General features: G+C 59.9%; 13 protein-coding genes. 2 read left to right on the forward strand and 11 right to left on the reverse strand.

Translation table 11 applies throughout. From position 1 onward, the window contains the following. Nucleotides 1-247 precede the first annotated feature (247 nt). Nucleotides 248-481: a hypothetical protein gene (locus G5229_RS17485; RefSeq protein WP_005342304.1), complete on the forward strand. Its 234-nt coding sequence runs from the start codon at nucleotides 248-250 to the stop codon at nucleotides 479-481. Here the strand turns inward: G5229_RS17485 and G5229_RS17490 are convergent. Beyond that, nucleotides 411-1,235, reverse strand: a complete 825-nt coding sequence (locus tag G5229_RS17490) for an AraC family transcriptional regulator (protein ID WP_216949911.1) — start codon at nucleotides 1,233-1,235, stop codon at nucleotides 411-413. The genes G5229_RS17485 and G5229_RS17490 overlap by 71 nt on opposite strands. Before the next feature lie 92 nt (nucleotides 1,236-1,327). On the opposite strand from G5229_RS17490, the gene G5229_RS17495 reads away from it, so the two are divergent. Then, the gene (locus G5229_RS17495; RefSeq protein WP_421209815.1) at nucleotides 1,328-2,455 is read left to right on the forward strand and encodes a multidrug effflux MFS transporter; all 1,128 of its coding nucleotides are present in this window, start codon (nucleotides 1,328-1,330) and stop codon (nucleotides 2,453-2,455) included. Between the two features lie 4 nt (nucleotides 2,456-2,459). On the opposite strand, the gene G5229_RS17500 is transcribed toward G5229_RS17495, so the two are convergent. The 10 genes from G5229_RS17500 to G5229_RS17545 all read right to left on the reverse strand — a co-directional run bounded on the left by G5229_RS17500 (nucleotide 2,460) and on the right by G5229_RS17545 (nucleotide 19,223). Beyond that, nucleotides 2,460-3,143, reverse strand: coding sequence for a response regulator (locus G5229_RS17500; RefSeq protein WP_033138525.1), 684 nt, complete (start codon nucleotides 3,141-3,143; stop codon nucleotides 2,460-2,462). A gap of 58 nt (nucleotides 3,144-3,201) precedes the next feature. Further along, nucleotides 3,202-5,790: an ATP-binding protein gene (locus G5229_RS17505; protein WP_421209818.1), complete on the reverse strand. Its 2,589-nt coding sequence runs from the start codon at nucleotides 5,788-5,790 to the stop codon at nucleotides 3,202-3,204. Nucleotides 5,791-5,916: 126 nt separating this feature from the next. Continuing rightward, nucleotides 5,917-6,444: a potassium-transporting ATPase subunit C gene (locus G5229_RS17510; protein WP_421209820.1), complete on the reverse strand. Its 528-nt coding sequence runs from the start codon at nucleotides 6,442-6,444 to the stop codon at nucleotides 5,917-5,919. Between the two features lie 62 nt (nucleotides 6,445-6,506). Then, nucleotides 6,507-8,564 (reverse strand): potassium-transporting ATPase subunit KdpB, encoded by a 2,058-nt coding sequence (kdpB, locus tag G5229_RS17515; protein WP_005355771.1) that lies wholly within the window; start codon nucleotides 8,562-8,564, stop codon nucleotides 6,507-6,509. Nucleotides 8,565-8,631: 67 nt separating this feature from the next. Further along, nucleotides 8,632-10,326: a potassium-transporting ATPase subunit KdpA gene (gene kdpA / locus G5229_RS17520; protein WP_245133347.1), complete on the reverse strand. Its 1,695-nt coding sequence runs from the start codon at nucleotides 10,324-10,326 to the stop codon at nucleotides 8,632-8,634. Nucleotides 10,327-10,888: 562 nt separating this feature from the next. After that, nucleotides 10,889-12,238: a glutathione-disulfide reductase gene (gorA, locus tag G5229_RS17525; RefSeq protein ID WP_421209823.1), complete on the reverse strand. Its 1,350-nt coding sequence runs from the start codon at nucleotides 12,236-12,238 to the stop codon at nucleotides 10,889-10,891. Between the two features lie 76 nt (nucleotides 12,239-12,314). After that, entirely contained in the window at nucleotides 12,315-14,282 is a 1,968-nt protein-coding gene (locus G5229_RS17530) for an ATP-binding protein (protein WP_216952540.1), read from the reverse strand. Nucleotides 14,283-14,400: 118 nt separating this feature from the next. Beyond that, entirely contained in the window at nucleotides 14,401-17,481 is a 3,081-nt protein-coding gene (locus tag G5229_RS17535; protein ID WP_216952542.1) for a multidrug efflux RND transporter permease subunit, read from the reverse strand. A gap of 15 nt (nucleotides 17,482-17,496) precedes the next feature. Then, on the reverse strand, nucleotides 17,497-18,630 hold the full coding sequence (locus G5229_RS17540; RefSeq protein ID WP_005355753.1) for an efflux RND transporter periplasmic adaptor subunit: 1,134 nt from the start codon (nucleotides 18,628-18,630) through the stop codon (nucleotides 17,497-17,499). Next, complete coding sequence (locus tag G5229_RS17545; RefSeq protein ID WP_005339267.1) at nucleotides 18,627-19,223, reverse strand: TetR/AcrR family transcriptional regulator; 597 nt, start codon at nucleotides 19,221-19,223, stop codon at nucleotides 18,627-18,629. Before G5229_RS17545 ends, G5229_RS17540 begins: the two co-directional genes overlap by 4 nt. Between the last annotated feature and the right edge of the window lie 85 nt (nucleotides 19,224-19,308).

The following is a 19,308-nucleotide window of genomic DNA, read 5'->3' on the forward strand; positions in this document are numbered from 1 at the left end:
TCAGTTTAAAAGCGGGTGTCGATCAAAAAGATGGGACGTTCCACGTGGAACATGGTGCAAAAATCAAGCGTGGTTAAAAGCACCAACTGTTGGTTTAAAAATGACCGAGCGGAATGCATTTTGCGACTCAATTTGGTATCGAGATATAGTTAATTTAAACAAAATCATTATGTTATGAATTGCGTGAGGATTGGCACAACTATTGGAATAGCTATCTGGTCATCTCAACCATACCGGAGCAAACCAGATGAAAAGCCTGATCGCTACCCTGATTGTGAGTGCCCTGAGCCTGAACGTGATGGCCAACGAAAACCCGCGGCCCGAGCTGGAGAGTGCCCAGCTGGAGCAGGATGTGCAGAGCGAGTTGCAACAGGCATCCCATGCCGTGGTGCAGGATGCGCTGCACAATCTCAAGCCGCTGGCGCTGGATACCCTGGTGGTGGAGGCGAGCCAGGCTGTGGCGACTCACCCCGAGAGCTGAGGTAGCGCAGGGGGGTCTGTCCCGTATGTTGTTTGAAGAAGCTGATAAAGGCGCTGTCGCTGGAGAACTCCAGCGCTGCGGCAATCCTGCTGATGGACTCGCTTTCTGCCAGCAGCTCCATGGCCCGCAACAGCCGCCACTGCTGACGCCACGCCTGATAGCTCATGCCGGTCTCCCGAATGAAGATGCGGCCAATGGTCTTGTCACTGGCACCCACCCGCTCGGCCAGCCGGTTGAGCCGATCGGGCAGGGCATCCCCCCGTTTCAACTGCTGTAGCCAGTCGCCCAGTCTGGGATCCGTCGGCAGCGGTAACTGCCACGACTCCCGCGGCGCCTGCCCCAACTCCTCCATAAACAGTGCCACCGTCCGTAGCTGCTGCTCTTGCGGTTTGTCCCACGGCCAGAGCGCCATCCGCTCGATCAGTTCGTGCAGCAGCGGATTGACCGCCAGCACTTCGACCGTGCCGGGCAACTCGGGGTGCGGCTGGAAGTAGAGGGAGCGGTAGGCCACCACACCGCGCATCAAGATCCGGTGTGCGGTGCCTGCAGGCAGCCAGGCGGCGCGGGTAGGCGGCAGCAGGCAGACCCGACCTTCCAGCTCCATGGTCATGCAGCCGGATTGGGCGAACAGCAGCTGATGGCGCTGATGTTGATGTAGGCCCGAGTCGTGCCAGCCGAGGGCGGAGGCAATGCCGATCACGCTGCCGGTCAGCTGGTCGGGGTCAAAAGGGTGATCGGGAAGAATAAAGGCCATATGTCTGATTTTTGATGTTTATAGTCCTTCTTATTGTAATCAGACAGACGGCATCTCTCTAGAATGGCGACCTCTTGTGAAGGAGGTTTGTCATGAACAACAAGTTGCCACCGCTCTGGCTTGTGGTGGGATTGATGATGTTTCCCCAAATTGTGGAGACCATCTACAGCCCGGTCCTGACCCACATCGCTACCCAGTTTCAGGTGAGCGAAGGGCAGGCATCCCAGACCCTGTCGGTCTATTTTCTGGCGTTTGCGGTGGGCGTGGTCTGCTGGGGAAGGCTCTGCGATCTGATCGGACGGCGCCCCGCCATGTTGGCAGGTCTGCTTACCTATGGCGTCGGCACCTTGCTGGCGCTGCTGGCTAATCAGTTTGAGACCCTGCTGCAGGCCCGGATCATCTCGGCCTTTGGCGCTGCAGTGGGTTCCGTGGTGACCCAGACCATGCTGCGTGACAGCTATCAGGGCAGCGATCTGGCGCGGGTCTTCTCGGTGATGGGCATTGCGCTCTCACTCAGTCCGGTGCTGGGGCTGCTCAGTGGCGGTCAGCTGGCGAGCGGGTTCGGCTATCTCGGGGTGTTCAGCGGTCTGCTGGTACTGGCAGTAGGTTTGCTGCTGGTTACCTGTTGGCAACTGCCGGAAACCCGTCCGGCCACCATCCGGCAAATCGCACTCTGGCCGCTGGCGTGCCGGATGATGAAGGATGGCGGGCTCTGGCGCAGTGCCATGCTGGTCGCCCTGTTCAACACCATGCTGTTTGGTTACTACAGTCTGGCGCCGTTCCTGTTTGCCGGATTGGGATTGAGCACTGGCGAGTTTGGTTATTCGGGGATCTTGCTGGCGCTGGCGACCCTGGTTGGCAGCCTGCTCAACAAGCATCTGCTGGGGAGGGGGTGGCTGCCGTCCTCTCTGGTCAGACTGGCTTGCGCTCTGGCGCTGGTCGCCGGGCTGCTGGTCTGGGCGAGTCAGTCCAGCCTCTGGTTCCTGTTGCCCATGATGGGTGTGGTGGTGGCCTTCGGGCTGGCTATCCCCAATGTGCTGAGTCAGGCGCTGCTGGCCTATCGCGAAGTAGCGGGCAGCGCTGGCGCCCTGTTCGGGCTTGGCTACTACCTGCTGCTCAGTCTGGGGTTGGCGGTGGCGGCCGGATTGCAGGATCTCGGCCTGTTGCTGAGTGGCTGCGGTCTGCTGGCGCTGATTTGCAGCGGGCGTCGTTCCACGTGAAACGTCAGTTGCCGATAAAGCGGTAGCCGATACCGGATTCGGTCTCGATAAGCGTCGGTTGCTGGGGGTTATCCCCCAGCTTTTTGCGCAGGCTGGCGATGACGATGCGCAGGTAGTGGGTGTCCTCCTTGTGGCTCGGCCCCCAGATGTCGTTGAGTAGCTGGGTCTGCATCACCAGCTTGCCGGGGTGGCACACCAGCGCCTGCAACAGGGCGAACTCCTTGCGGGAGAGAGGGATCTCCTCGTCTTTCATGGTTACCTTGTGGCTGCTGATATCGAGCGTCAGGCCGCATTGGGGGAAGTGGCGCCGTTCGCCACTGCTGACACCAGCCCGCTGGCGCAAGAGCACGCGAATGCGGGCCATCATCTCGCCGATGCCGAACGGCTTGCTCATGTAGTCGTTGGCGCCGGCATCCAGCAGCCGCACCTTCTCCTGCTCCGAATCGCGGGCCGACAACACCAGCACAGGATTGGGGTGGTGTTCGCGAATGGCCTGCAACACCTGAATGCCATCGCCATCCGGCAGACCGAGATCGAGGATCACCAGATCGGGGTTGAGGTGGCGATACTGCTCCAGCCCTTCATTGACCCCCACCGCCTCACTCACCTGATGCCCCTCGGCAATCAGGCTGATCCGCAGAAAGCGACGGATCGCCGCTTCATCATCTATGACCAGAATGTGCGCCATCGAACCTCCAGAGGCGAATGGTGGGAGGGGCTGAGTGACCCGATCTGGCGGTCAACCATCAGACCTCCGGTGAATTGAGGGCGAGCGGCAGGGAGATGCGCATGCAGGTTCCGTTGCCATTGGGGCCGGAGAAGGCCCAAATCTTGCCGCCGTGGGCCTCTATCATAGCGCGGGAAATGGCGAGGCCAAGCCCGGTGCCACGGCTGCCGCAATCACCCACCGGCTGGGTGTAAAAGAGGTTGAAGATCTTCTCCCGATCCGACTCGGCGATACCGACCCCGATATCGATGATGTCGATGATAAGGTCGGGTTCGGCCACCATCACCTTGAACTCGATGGGGGTGCCAGCTGGCGAGTAGCGGGAGGCGTTGTCGAGGATGTTGACCAGCACCTGCTCGATCAGGGCGCCATGGACATAGAGCTGGGGCACATGCTGATCGAAATGGACCAGCAGCTTGTGCTGGCGCCAGGAGGAGTCGAGCCGCTTGCGGGCGCTCTCCACCAGATCCGCCAGATCGACCCAGTCTCGTTTCAGCTGGAAGTCGGGGGAGCCGATGCGGGTCATATCCAGCAGATTCTGCACATAGCTGTGGAGGCGGCGTGCCTCGTCCTGTACCGAGTGGAGCAGTTCGTCACGGTCTTCGGCGGGGATCCGGTCACCATATTCCAGCAGGGTGCTGCCAGCCCCCATGATGGTCGCCAAGGGGGTCTTCAAATCGTGGGAGACCGAGGAGAGCAAGGCTGCGCGCATCCGGTCGGTCTCAGCCTGCAACTGGCTGTCGGCCAGCCGCTCGTTGAGGTCGATCCGCGCCAGTGCGGCGCGAATGTCGGTGAGCAGCGCCTGCAGCTGATGCTCGGCAGAGGAGGAGAGCGGATTGGCCAGCGTTATACCGATCACCAGGTCATCGCTGAGATGGTAATACTGGGCCTCGGCGGCATTGAGGGTGGCGGTGTGGGCCCCGGCGCTCTGCTTCTGGGCCAGACACCAGTCGATGGCCGCCTTGTCGGTCTGGCCGGGCCTGTGCTTCTCGTTGCCGAGCCGATCGTTGAACTCCTTGTCGATCACCACGGTTGGCTGGCCGAGCGCCAGCGAAATGGCCTGGGCACCTTGTCTCAAAACCTCCTCCGGGCTGCTGGCGGTGGCCAGCCCCTGACTGAGGGAGAGCAGGGCATTGCCCAGCTGCTGGGTCTCGCGCAGACCGATCAGCTGCTGGCGCTGGCGGGAGGCGAGCCGTCCCGCCGTCATGCCGACGATAAGCAGCACAAACAGGGTGAGCAGATCGCTGTGGTTGGCGACGCTCAGGGAGAAGTAGGGGGCGGTGAAGAGCAGATTGTGGGCGATAAAGCCCAGCACCGCTGCCAGCGTGGCGGGCACCAGACTGGTGGTGAGGGCGGTCGCCAGTACCCCCAGCACGAAGATGAGCGGCAACGCTGCTGGTGGCAGCCAGTAGGAGAGCCCCCAAGCGGCGGCCGAGGTGATCCCCATGATCACCACTGCCAGCATGCTGTGGTGTATATCCTTCGGGGTCGGGACGCGCATTCCCACTTCGGGCTTCTGCTTCTCGGTATCGACCAGCGTGATTTCGAGCCCCTGCGCCTGTTTGAGCAGGTGTTGCACTAGCGAGCGGCGCCACGGCGCCTTGTGAGGTTTGCCGAGCAGCAGCTGGGAGACCTGCTGCTGTTCGGCGGTCTCCAGCAGGGTGTTGGCGACCGCCGGACTGGAGAGGGTAAGCACCTTGGCACCGAGGTGAGAGGCGAGCGCCAGTGCTTGTTCCACATCAGCAGAGCGGCGGCCATTGCTGTCGACATGCACTACCAGCCAAGGAAGCTGGCGGCGCTGGGCAAAGCGGTGGCCGTAGCGCACCAGCGCCGAGCCGTGCAGATCGCCGAGGCAAACCATCAGCTTGCCCCGTAGCGGCAAGGTGCTCTTGCCTGCAGCCTGCCACTGCAGTTGCAGATCGCCCTCCACATGGCTGGCGGCGGTCTGCATCGCCAGCTCCCGCAATGCGGTGAGGTTGTTGAGGGAGAAGAAGGATTGCAGGGCAGCCTTGGCCTGATGGGGCACATAGACCTTGCCCTCCTTGAGGCGGCCGAGCAGCTCCTTGGGGGGCAGGTCGATCAGCACCAGACTGTCGGCTTCCAGCAGCACCTGATCGGGCAGGGTCTCTTTCACCCTGACCCCGGTCAGCTGCCACACCAGATCGTTGAGACTCTCCAGATGCTGCACGTTGAGGGTGGTGTAGACGTCGATCCCGGCGTTGAGCAGCTCCTCTACATCCTGCCAACGCTTCTCGTGGCGGCTGCCGGGGGCGTTGCTGTGTGCCAGTTCGTCCACCACGGCGATGGCCGGTTTGCGGGCGAGCAGGCCGTCGAGATCCATCTCCTCCAGTCGCTGCTGGCGGTGCATGTGGATCTTGCGCGGCATGATGGCGAGCTTGTCGAGCAGAGCCAGCGTCTCCTGCCTGCCGTGGGTCTCCACCACGCCGATCAGGATGTCTACCCCCTCTTTGGCCTGCTCCCGCACTGCCTGCAGCATGGCGTAGGTCTTGCCCACGCCGGGAGCTGCGCCGAGAAACACCTTCAGCTTGCCCTTGTGCTCCTGTTCGAGGCTCGCCAGCAGGGCGTCGGCCCTTACCTCATCACGCATCCCCATGCTCCTGCATCAGACTCGTCAGCAGGGCATCAGCGCTTGCTACATCAGCCATTGTTATCCCTATCGAGCCAACCGCCCGTTTCGAAAATCGAGGTCATCATCAAACCGGAATGGGCGCCATCAGGCGCCCTTTTTATGATCCAGTTGCAGATTCAGCTGGAGAATGTTGACCACCTGCGGGCCAAGGATACCAGCTTGTGTGGCCGACTTGACCTGCTCCGTCAGTTGGGCGGGATCCAGTCCACGTTCTTTGGCGACGCGGTCGACCTGAGCCAGCACCGCATCCAGCTGCAGGTGGGGATCGAGGCCGGAGGCGGAGCGGGTCAGCATGGCGGGGGAGCGGGTTCCAGGCTGTGCCTTGGCCACCTGTTCTGCGAACTCTGCCCGCAGTGGCGAACTCATCCCCAGATTGCTGGCGCTGCCGCCTATGGTGTTGAAATCGCTGGCGGAGGGGCGGGGATGGAAGTAGTCAGCCCGCTCGAATTTCTGCCCCAGCAGGGCGCTACCGATCAGTTGCTGCTTGCTGTCGGTCAGCTGGCTGCCGTTGGCCTGCCAGGGGAACAGCAGTTGGGCCAGTCCGGTGACCGCCAGCGGATAACCCACTCCCAGCAGCAGGGTCAGGGTCAACAGGGTTCTGATTGCTATCATGATTCTCTTGCTCCAAATGGATGGCTGGGGATGCGGGTCTGTCCCGCATCCCGGTTATGTCGTTACACCAGACCCAGGCCGGTAATGACCAGATCGATCAGCTTGATGCCGATAAACGGCACCAGCAGGCCACCGACACCGTAGATCAGCAGGTTGCGGCGCAGCAGGCTGGCGGCCGAGCCTTTCAGGTCGACACCACGCAGTGCCAGCGGCACCAGCGCCACAATGATCAGGGCGTTGAAGATGATGGCCGACAGGATGGCGCTCTGCGGGCTGCCCAGCTGCATCAGGTTCAGTGCCCCCAGTTGCGGGTAGGCGGCGATGAACAGGGCTGGCAGGATGGCGAAGTACTTGGCCACGTCGTTGGCGATGGAGAAGGTGGTCAGGGCGCCACGGGTCACCAGCAGCTGTTTGCCGACCAGCACCACATCCAGCAGCTTGGTGGGGTTGGAGTCGAGATCCACCAGGTTGCCCGCCTCCTTGGCGGCCTGGGTACCCTCATTCATGGCCAGCCCCACATCAGCCTGCGCCAGTGCGGGCGCATCGTTGGCGCCGTCACCGCACATGGCGACCAGACGACCATCGGCCTGCTCCTGCCGGATATAGGCGAGCTTCTTCTCCGGCGTCGCTTCGGCGATGAAGTCATCCACCCCGGCTTCGGCGGCGATGGCGGCGGCGGTTTTCGGGTTGTCACCGGTGATCATCACGGTACGGATCCCCATATGGCGCAGGATCTGGAAGCGAGCCTTGATACCGGGCTTGATGATGTCCTTGAGGTAGACCACCCCCAGCAGTTTCTCCTGAGTGCAGACCAGCAGCGGAGTACCACCCTGACGGGCGATGCTGTCGACTGACTTGAGCACCAGCTCAGGTACCGCCTTGCGGTCGAGGCTGAGGTAGTTCAACACGGCATCCACCGCACCCTTGCGATATTGATGACCGTTGCGATCCAGCCCGCTCAGCCGGGTTTCGGCGCTGAAGGGGATCACCTTGTCGCTCTCCAGCTGGCTCGGCTTGGCCATGCTCTTGCTGGCCAGAGTCAGGATGGATTTGCCCTCCGGGGTATTGTCACCCAGCGAGGCCAGCATGGCGGCTTGTGCCAGCAGGGCGGGGTCGACGCCCGGTGCCGGGATCAGCTCATCCGCCATCCGGTTGCCGAAGGTGATGGTGCCGGTCTTGTCCAGCAGCAGGGTACGCACGTCACCGGCCGCTTCCACGGCACGGCCAGACTTGGCGATGACGTTCAGCTTCACCAGTCGATCCATACCGGCAATACCGATGGCGGAGAGCAGGCCGCCGATGGTGGTCGGGATCAGAGTGATAAAGAGAGCGATCAGGTAGAGGCGCGGTACCTGGGTGCCGTTGTAGTCGAGGAACCAGGGCAGGGTGGCGACCACCAACAGGAAGATCAGGGTCAGGCCCACCAGCAGGGCATCCAGCGCCATCTCATTGGGCGTTTTCTGGCGCTTGGCCCCTTCCACCAGTGCGATCATCCGATCCAGCGTGCTTTCGCCCGGATTGTTGCTGACGCGTACCCAGATCTCGTCTGAAACGACGGTGGTATTGCCGGTTACACCGCTGCGGTCGGTACCCGACTCGCGGATGACGGGGGCGGATTCGCCGGTGATGGCGGCCTCGTTGACCGAGGCGATACCGGCGATCACTTCGCCGTCGGCCGGGATCATCTCGCCGCTGCGTACCAGCACCAGGTCCCCCTTCATCAGGCTGGTGGCGGGTACCCACTCGCCCTGACCATCTTTGGCATTCGCCACCCGACGGGCCTTGAGCTGGCTCATGCCCGCTTTCAGGCTGTCGGCGCGGGCCTTGCCGCGCCCCTCGGCCAGGGTTTCCGCGAAGTTGGCAAACCAGAGGGTCAGCCAGAGCCAGGCGGTCAGCTGCCAGGCCAGTGAGGGAGCAACGCCGGAGAAAGGCTGCCCCAGCAGGGACTCCACGGTCGCCATGACTGCGGCCAGCCAGAGGGTGAACAGGATGGGACTGCCAAACAGCGCCTTGGGATTGAAGCGATAGAGGGCCTCAACCATTGCCTGGATGATCTGTGATTTCTGTTTTTTGCCCTTCACCAACATGGTGTCAGTGCTCATTGCAGTGGACTTGCTCATTGGAAAGCTCCCAGCATCAGATAGTTGGCCATTGGCATCCGGATGGTGATCGACAGGGTCAGGTTCATCAGAATGCACCTCCGATCAGACTCAGATGTTCAGCCACCGGGCCCAGTGCCAGCACCGGCAGGAAGGAGAGGCCACCTATCAGCAGGACGGTGATGATCAGTAGGGTAACGAACAGCGGGCCGCTGATGGGGAAGTCCCCTTCGCTCGTCTCCTGACGGGGCGCGCGGGCCAGCTGACCGGCGATGGCCAGTACCGGAATGATGTAGCCGAAGCGACCGAGCAGCATGGCCAGACCGATGGCGATGCACTGCCAGTTGTCACCGGCGGCAAAACCGGCAAAGGCGGAGCCGTTGTTGCCGGCAGCCGAGGCGTAGGCGTAGATGAGGCGTGACAGACCGTGCGGGCCATCATGGCCGATGATGGTGCTGGCATCCGGCATCAGCAGGGTGACACCGCCGATCACCAAAACCCCCACCGGCATGACCAGCATGCTGGCGACTACCCACTTCATCTCGGTGATGCCGAGGCGTTTGCCCAGATAGGTCGGGGTGCGCCCGACCATCAGGCCGCACAGGAACACGGTCAGCAGTACGAACAGCATCATGCCGTAGATACCGGAGCCGACCCCGCCGAAGATGACCTCACCCAGCAGCATGTTGATCATGCCCACCATGCCGCCGAGCGGAGTAAAGCTGTCGTGCATGGCGTTGACGGCACCGTTGGAGGCGGCAGTAGTCGCCACTTCCCAGATGCTGGAGAGCACAGGGCCGAAGCGGCTCTCCTTGCCTTCCCAGTTGCCAGTCATGTTGCTGGCGTCAGTGGTGAGCTGGGCGAGGGCGTGATCCGGTTTCAGCTCTTGGGAGAGGGAGACGAAGAGCCCCAGCACCAGCATGAGGGTCATGGCACCGAGAATGGCGCGGCTGTGGGCCATGTCCTTCACATAGCGGCCCAGAGTAAAGACCATGGCGGCGGCGATGGTGAGCAGGGCGACCATCTCCAGCCAGTTGGAGAGGGCTGTCGGGTTCTCGAACGGATGTGCCGAGTTGATGCCGAAGAAGCCGCCGCCGTTGGAGCCCAGTTGCTTGATGGAGATCTGCGAGGCCGCCGGGCCGAGGGGCAGCAGCTGCTCCTGACCCTCCACACCGTGGAACGACAGATAGGCGGAGAGGCTTTGCGGCACCCCTTGCCATACCAGCACCAGCGCCATGATCAGCGCGATGGGCAGCAGCACATAGAGGCAGAAACGCACCAGATCCTGCCAGAAGTTGCCAAGGTTGATGGTCTGCTGGCGGGCGATACCGCGGAACAGGGCAATGGCGACGGCTGCGCCCGTCCCTGCGGAGACGAAGTTCTGGGTGGTCAGGCCCACCATCTGGCTGAAGTAGGAGAGGCTGGCCTCACCGGAATAGGCTTGCCAGTTGGTGTTGGTCATAAAGCTGACCGCGGTGTTGAATGCCAGTTGCCAACTCAGACCCGGCAGTTGTTGCGGGTTGAGGGGCAGCAACCCCTGCGCCATCAGGATCAGGAACAGCAGACCGAAACCGGCGCCGTTGAAGGCCAGCAGGCTGAGGGCGTAGGACTTCCAGTCCTGTTCCCGTCCATCGGTGCCACAGCAAGCCAGCGTGGCGCGCTCGACCGGTGCCAGCCAGTGGATTTTGCCTTCAAATACCCGGTAGATGTAGTTGCCCAGCAGCGGTGCCGGCAGCAGAACCAGCAGCACGAAGGCAACCGGATAGATTATTTCTTGCCACATGTTCTAGTTCCTCACTCGTGGTCACGGTGCGTCAGGGCACGCATTGGATTGCTCACGAGGCTCGGCAGTTTGCTGGCCACCGGGTAGATAATTTCTTGCTGCATATAGGTAGTCCATCACTCGTGACTGCGCGTGAGTGCGCGCATCAGATAGGCCATCAAGGCGAGGACGAGCAGCAGATATAGCCAATTCATATCGACTCCATTGAGATAATTAGCTGCGAGAGCCGATGTAAGACCATATCGACTCTGTTGGTGTCATTGACGCTGAAAAGGGTATGTAAAACAGGCGTAAAGGCGCCATAAAGCGCCATGTGGCAGGCGTAAAATCGGCGTAAAGAACGGCGGATTTGCGAGAGAAATAGCGAGGAGGGATCAAAAAACCCGGCCTGAGCCGGGTTTGGGAGAAGGGGTTAGATGGTTGTCGAAGCCGGCTGCTCGTGACAGGTCAACTTCAAACGTACCTATCGCATCGTCACGAACTCTTCAGCGCTGGTGGGATGAGGCGTGGGAACGTAGTTGTTGAAGTTGGCCTGATAATGACAGGCCGACTTCAAACGTACCTATCGCATTGTCACGAACTCTTCTGCACTGGTCGGATGGATCGCCACGCAGTTGTCGAAATCAGCCTTGGTGGCGCCCATCTTCATGGCGACGCCGAAGCCTTGCAGGATCTCGTCCATCGCAAAGCCGATGCCGTGCAGACCGACCACCTTCTCTTCCGGGCCGACACAGACCAGCTTCATCCGGGTGGGCTGGCGATGCTGGGTCAGTGCCGAGTACATGGCGGTGAACTGGCTGCGGTAGACCTTCACCTGGTCCTCGCCGTATTGGGCGATGGCTTCCGGTTCGGTCAGGCCTATGGTGCCGATGGGCGGGTGGCTGAACACCACGGTCGGCACCAGATCGTAGTTGAGGTGCTCGTTCGGCTTGTTGTTGAACAGCCGTTCGGAGAGGCGACGGCCCGCGGCGACAGCCACCGGGGTGAGTTGGATGCGCCCCGTGTTGTCACCCACTGCATAGATGTTGGCGACGGCGGTGTTCTGGAACTTGTCGGTCGGGATAAAGCCCTTCTCGTCCAGCGTGATGCCAGCGGCAGCCAGGTTGAGGTTGTCGGTAGCCGGTACCCGGCCGATGGCCCAGATCAGGCAGTCAACGGTGAGGTGGCGACCATCTTCCAGTTGCAGGGTCAGGCTGTTGTCAGCGTTCTTGAGCACGGCTTTGGGAATGGCGTGGGTGTGCAGCTTGGGCCCTTCCTGCGCCATGATTTCGACCAGAGTCTCGTGGATCATGGGGTCGAAGTTGCGCAGCGGCGCGTGCTTGCGCACCACCAGATGGGTCTCTGAGCCGAGTGCCTGCATCACGCCAGCGATCTCGACTGCGATGTAGCCAGCACCCACCACGGCAACCCGCTTGGGCTGGCTTTGCAGGTCAAAGAAACCGTCGGAGTCGATACCCAGCTCGGCACCCGGGATCGCCGGAATTTCCGGGCGGCCACCGGTAGCGATCAGGATATGATCGGCCGTGTAGTGCTCGCCATTAACCTCGATGGTGTTGCTGCTGACGAAGCGGGCGAAGCCCTTGATGACGGTGATCTGGTTCTTGCCCAGCACGTTCTGATAGGACTGGTGAATGCGGCCTATGTAGGCCTGGCGGGACTCGACCAGCTTGGCCCAGTTGAAGTGGTTGAGGGTGGTGTCAAAGCCGTAGTCGGCGCCATATTTCAGGGCATCGGCGATCTGGCCTGCATACCACATAGCCTTCTTCGGTACGCAGCCTACGTTGACGCAGGTTCCACCCAACTCTTTGGCTTCAATCAGGGCAACTTTCTTACCGTACATGGCAGCCCGGTTGGCAGAAGCAATACCGCCGCTGCCGCCGCCGATGGCGATATAGTCAAAATGCTGTGCCATTGCGAGGTTCTCCGCTCATTAAGAATGCAATCACAGCATGATGGGGATAAAGCGGCTGGCTCACAAGAGCCAGCACTCAGTTATGTTGGATCGGCAGGCGAATATGGAACTGGGCGCCCTGGCCCGGTTCGCTGGCACAGCTGATACGGCCTTTCAGCAGTTGCACCACCAGGTTGTAGATGATGTGGGTGCCCAGACCGCTGCCACCCTGACCCCGCTTGGAGGTGACGAAGGGATCGAAGATGCGCGGCAAGATTTCGGGCGGGATGCCGCGGCCATTGTCCGAATAGTCGATAAACAGCTCCTCTCCCTGCTGTTCCACCTTGATGGTGATCTTCTTCGGTTTGTCCCAGTTGTCGAACCCGTGGTTGATGGAGTTGAGGATCAGGTTCGAGTAGATCTGGGTAAAACTGCCCGGGAAGGAGAATATAGACAGCTTGGGATCGCACTGGATATCCACTTCGCACTGGCTCTTCTTCAGTTTGTGGCCAAGCGAGACCACCACCTGATGGAGGTTGTCGGCGAGGCTGAAGTTGTAGCGTGCTTCCGATGACTGGTCGACAGCTACCTGCTTGAAGCTGGCAATCAGCTCAGAGGCGCGGCGCAGGTTGCTCTGCAGCAGCTGCATCGACTCGTCGAGGTTGACGGTGAACTCGTTGAGATAGGAACGCGACAGCTGTTTTGACTCTATATGAGATTTGAAATCGGCAACCCGTTCCTGCAGGTAGGAGGAGGCGGTCACACTGATGCCGATTGGGGTATTGATCTCGTGTGCCACCCCGGCCACCAGCGAGCCGAGGGAGGCCATCTTCTCCGACTCCACCAGGGTTTGCTGGGCCTGTTTCAGGTCGTCGTACGCCTTGCCCAGCTGGTTGTTGGCTTCACTCAGGCTGCGGGTACGTTCCACCACTTTTCCTTCCAGCTGCTCATTGAGCTGGATAATCTCCCGCTCGACCTTTTTCAGTTGGGTGATGTCGTAGCCGAACCCGATCTGGTACTTGAGGTTCGGCCCTTCATAGAAGGGTACGAAGGTCCACTGCAGCACCAGCTCGTGGGCCTGCTGGTCATGCATGATGACCTCTTTGTCTGCCAGTGACCCCTCTTCGTTCAGGATATTGTTCAGCTCTTCCCGCTGGGTCGGGCTGACGAAGAGATCCAGCCAGTTGTGCTGGAGCAGCTCCTGTTGGTGATAACCGGTCAGCAGGATGGCTGCCGGATTGATGCTGGCGATGGTGAGATCCGGCTCCATACAGCAGATGACCATGTTGGCCGAGTTGATCAGGGTGGCGGAGAAATCCCGCTCCTGTTGCAGTTGTTCCACCGCCTGATGACGAGCGACCAGCTCGTCACGTAGCCGGGTGCGCATCTGGTTGAGGGTGGACACCAGGGTATCCAGTTCGTCGGGTTTCTTGCGTGGTTGCGGACGCCCCTCCAGCACCAGCTCCATGTCGAGCCGATCGAGGTTGAACTTCTGGGCGTAGTTGGCGATGCGGTTGATGTGTCTGACCACCAGATAGTAAATGATGATCAGGATACAAAATGAGACCACCAGGGTCTTGATGGTCTGGCTGACCATGATCAGCACTGACTTCTCAATCAGACGCTGGTAAATCTGCTCCAGCGACGCGGCGACAAACAGCTTGCCGACAATTTCCCCCTGATAGGTGAGATTGAACTCCTGGGAGATGTCATAGCTTTCCCGTTCCACTCCCTGGGTCAACAATGGCACTTCGGAGTTGCCGAGCATCTCCTTGACCATCACAAACTGCATGTTGGGCAGGTTCATGATCCCTTCGATCTGCACCTTGACCTGCTCCTCATCGAGGTTCCACAAGCTGGCGGCAATAGGTTGCAAAAAGGAGGCTTCGATCTGGCCGATGCTGTCTTCGATGACGGCGACATCCTTGCGGTAATCCCAGGCGAGTTGCAGCACCGTAATGATCATCGCCAATACGGTACTACACACCAGAATATAGGAGAGCAGGCGGTATGAGAGTCCGTTGCGGCCTACAGCCTCGGCGGTCTTGGAGATGAGTCCTGACATGGCGTCCTTGCGGTCTGGATGTTGTGTTTTTTAGTTTAACTGCTTCATGGACTTATGTCGTCTTTCCTGCGAACCATAAAAAAGGCCCCGTATCGGGGCCTTGGCAAGTGATTGATGATCAGTGTCCGCCGTTTGCCTTGGGCGGAATGGTTTCATCGAATACCGGCAAGGGTTTGTGCTCGGAAGCCAGATAGGTGTAGATCACCGGCAGTACGAACAGGGTGAACAGGGTACCGATGGCAAGGCCTGCCACGATGACGATACCGATGCTGAACCGTTGTGCTGCACCGGCGCCTGCGGCGTAGAGCAGCGGGATCAGACCGGCAATCATGGCGGCGGTGGTCATCAGGATCGGACGCAGACGCACCTTGGCGGCTTGCATCACGGCTTCCATCCGGTTCATGCCGCGCAGCAGCTGCTCTTCCTTCGCTACTTCACAGATCAGGATGCCGTGCTTGGTAATCAGACCCACCAGGGTGATGAGGCCCACCTGGGAGTAGATGTTCATGGTCGCCAGTCCCCAAGCCAAGGCAATCAAGGCCCCGCTGATGGCGAGCGGTACAGAGACCATGATGACCAGCGGGTCACGCACCGACTCGAACTGGATCGCCAGCACCAGGAAGATGATCGCCAGTGCCAGCGCGAAGGTGGCATAGAGCGCATTGCCTTCGGTGACGAACTGACGGGCTTCACCCATGAAGTCGTAACGATAGCCTTGCGGCAGCTTCTCGTCGGCGGTGGTCTGGAACCAGTTGATCGCATCACCCATGGCCACACCCGGAGCCGGAACGGCACCGATAGTGGCGGAGTTCAGCTGGTTGAAGTGGGGCAGGGCGCGGGGCTCGCCAACCACTTCAATGGTGATCAGGCTGCCGAGCGGGATCGACTTGCCATCTGCGGCCCGCACGTAGTAGCCCTTGATGGACTCCGGATTGAGACGGTATTTGCGCTCGACCTGCGGGATCACCTCGTAGGAGCGGCCATCCAGGTCGATACGGTTGACGTAACCGTCCGCCATCATGGTGCCCATGGTGATACCGATATCCTGCATGGTGATGCCGTAGGCACCCGCCTTGTCCTTGTCGATGCGGATCTTCATGGTGGCGGAGTCGTAGTTCAGATCGAGATCCGAATAGACGAACTGACCGTTACTCTGCGCCGCGGCCAGAATTTCACCGGCCACCAGGAACAGGCTTTCGAAGCTGTTCGGGGTGGTGATGACGAACTGGATCGGCAGACCACTCGATGCTCCCGGCAGTTCCGGGAACTGGAAGGTGGTGATGGCCATACCCGGGATGTCTTTAACCAGATTGGCGACCCGATCCAGCACCTCTTTCTGGCTCGCTTCACGTTGGCTCCAGGGCACCATGGAGGCGATACCGAACGCCTGGTTGGCGTTGAACACCCCTGAGAAGACCTGGGAGAAGGCGATCTCGGGCTGCTCGTCCAGGATCTTGTTCACATCCGCCATGGTGTTTTCGATGTAGTCCAGGTTGGCGTTGGACGGTGCGGTACCCAGCACGGCCATTACCCCCTTGTCCTCTGACGGTGCCAGTTCGCTCGGGATGAACTTGAACAGCAACGGCAGGCTGGCGAACACGATGACGGCGAACACCACGATGACGGGGCGCTTTTTCATCACGGCGTGCAGCATGCTGTCGTAGCGATCGGTCATCCGTTCCAGCAGGTGGTGGACCGTGCTCTCGAATTTGCCCGGTTGCTCGTTGGCCTTGAGCATCTTGGAACACATCATCGGTGACAGGGTCAGGGCGATGATGCCCGAGACGAACACGGCACCTGCCAGGGTCAGGGCAAACTCCTTGAACAGGGAGCCGGTGATACCCCCCATCAGGGCGATAGGTGCGTATACCGCCGCCAGGGTGACCGTCATGGCGATAACCGGCACCGCAATTTCACGGGTACCGATAATGGCGGCCCGGAACGGCTCTTCACCTTCTTTGATATGGCGGTCGACGTTCTCCAGCACCACGATGGCGTCATCCACCACCAGACCGATCGCCAGCACCATCGCCAGCAGGGTCATCAGGTTTATCGAGAAGCCGAACATATCCATCATCATCACCACGCCGATAAGACTGAGCGGAATGGTGATGATCGGGATGATGACCGCGCGGAACGAGCCGAGGAACAGGGTGATGACCACCAGAACGATGGCGGCTGCCTCCAGGATGGTCTTGATAACCTCGTGGATGGACTCGTTGATCGCCACGGTGGAGTCATACATCACGTTGAGACGCATGGTGCTCGGCATATTGCGCTCAAGGCTCGGCAGCAGTGCCAGCACATCGCGGGCGATGTTGATGGGGTTGGCTGTCGGGGCGGCGTTGACCGCCATGACCACGGCTTCGCGACCATTGGCGCTGGCACGATAGACATCGTGACTCTTCTCGAGGGTTACCTTGGCGATGTCCGCCAGACGGATCACCTTGCCGTCGCGGGTAGCCACCACCAGTCGCTTCAGCTCGTCGACATCCTTGACCTGGGTCTCGGCATTGCCATTGAACAGGGTGAAGTAACCGGTCGCCTGACCTGTCGCGGACTGATAGTTGTTGCTGTTGAGCACCGTCATCACGTCGCTGGCAGTCAGGTTGAAGGCCGCCATCTTGGCCGGATCCAGCCATACCCGCAGGGCAAACTCGACACCGCCGTAGAGGTCAACCTTGGAGACCCCGCCGACAGTAAAGAGCTGCGGCTTGATAACCCGCTCCAGATAGTCGGTGATCTGGCTGGAGTTGAGCTCCGGGCTGGTAAAGCCGAGGTAGAGCACCGCCGTGGTTGAACCGGTGGAGGAGGTGACCGAGGGGTCTTCCGCCTCTTTCGGCAACTGAGAGCGCACCGAGTTCACCTTCGCCAGGATGTCGGACAGCGCGGCGTTGGGGTCGGTATTGAGCTTCATGTATGCAGTGATGGTGGAGCTACCCAGCTGGCTGGAGGAGGTCATGAAGTCGATGTTGTCGGCTTGCGCGACCGCCTGTTCCAGCGGCTGGGTGATGAACCCCTGGATCAGATCAGAACTGGCGCCATAGTAGCCAGTGCTGACGGTGATCACCGTGTTGGTCACCTCGGGGTATTCCCGTACCTGCATCTTGAAGATGGCCTGAAAGCCCAGCAAGGCGATCAGGAAGCTGAGCGAGATCGCCAGCACAGGCCGTTTTATAAATATGTCAGTAAATCGCATCGCAGATCTCCGCGCTTACAGCATCGGGGTTTGTGCCGGAACGGCCAGGGCATCGTTCTCGACCACATGCACCTTGGTGTCGTTGCTCAGGCGAACCTGACCCGACAGTACGATCTGGTCACCGGCCTGAATGCCAGAGAGCACATGCACATCGTTGCCACGGCGCTCACCCGCCTTGACCACAACCTGCTTGGCTCGCAGCACTTTCACCTTGTTACCCTCTTTGTCAGTCTCTTCGCCCTCTTTGAGCACGTAGACGTTCTGACCGTAAAGGGTGAAGGAGATAGCGGTTTGCGGGATCACAATCTGATCTTTCACCGTCGGCAGAATGATGCTGGCGCGGGCGAACATACCGGAACGGAGCTGACCGTCGTTGTTCGGAATGTCTGCCTGTACCTGGATCAGGCCGCTCTGGAAGTTGACCGCAGGCTCGATAGCGGTGATATGGCCGTCAAACTGGGTTTGCGGATAGGCATCCACATTGATCTTGATGGTCTGGCCCAGCTTGATTTTGGAGATATCGGTCTGGGGCACGGTGAAGCGCAGGCGCATCACGCTGGTATCTTCCAGGCGCACGATATCGGTGCCCGGCTGCAGATACTGACCGAGGAACACATTGCGCAGGCCGACCACGCCGCTAAAGGGCGCACGCACTTCACGACGGGCAATGGTCGCCTTCAGACTCTCGATATCCGCTTCCAGCGAGCGATAGGCCGCTTCCGCCTCATCCAGCTGCTCTTTGGAGATGGAGCTGGTCTTGTAGAGGTTCTGGAAACGATCGAACTTGGCTTTTGCCGCCGGCAGCTTGGCCTGGGAGGCGCGCAGATTGGCCCGCTCCACGGTGGAGTCCAGGCTCAACAGCAGCTGGTCAGCCTTGACCGGTTTGCCCGACTCGAAGGTGATAGCATCAATGGTGCCGGCCAGTTCGGTGGAGAGGGTCACCCCCTGATTCGGTTCGATGAAGCCGATTGCTTCGATGGTCGGTACCCAATCCTGCGCCTTGGTCACCATGGCGGTGACGGGGAACTCGGGTTCCGGCCGGTTGGCCATATATTGGGCAATCATCTTCTGTTTGAACAAATTGAAGCCGATGACGCTGCCAAACAAGGCGATCGCTATCAGCAACATAATGGCCATCCACTTTTTCATGAACAGGCTCCTGAGGTGGAAAGATTGGGGGATAAAATGGCATTCCAGCTGGCCCGGATCGCGGTTTCCAACTGCGATTCGGTCAGCGTGATGTTGTGCACCCTGCACTGCAGGGCCAGATGCATGACACTGTCCAGACTCAACACCTGGAGTGCCCGTATCGGTAAATCAATAAACAATCCTTGTTCAACGCCCTGTTCAAAAAATCGGTCCAGAGGCTCCCAGGCAGCCAGAATGACAGGATTGGTCTCCAATTCTGCCCCTAGCGGAGAGCTCTCGTACTGCAATTTGCACCGGATAGCGTTGGGTTCGTTAACAAAAATGGCATGAATATTGAGCCATAATTGGCGAAATTGTTGAAATGAAACTTTATCGATTGCTACATCGGCCATGACCATGGGCACACACTGCAAGATAGTGTGCTGGTGCAGTTGCCGGATCAGATCATCCTTGTCGCCGAAGTAGCGATAGATGGTGCCGGTGGCAACATTGGCCTTCTTGGCGACTTCCGCAATCGACAGACCATGAAAACCCCGTTCACCCAGCACCTCATGGGCCGCGTTGAAGATGCTCTCTTTTTTATCCAGAATCATCAGTGTGACTTTCGATTGAATGAACGTTCATTCATTTTAGATGGGCACAACATCAAGTCAAGACGGCAGGATGATTTGAGCGGGG

It is taken from the genome of Aeromonas sp. 602396, assembly GCF_049173735.1.
GTDB lineage: Bacteria > Pseudomonadota > Gammaproteobacteria > Enterobacterales > Aeromonadaceae > Aeromonas > Aeromonas veronii_A.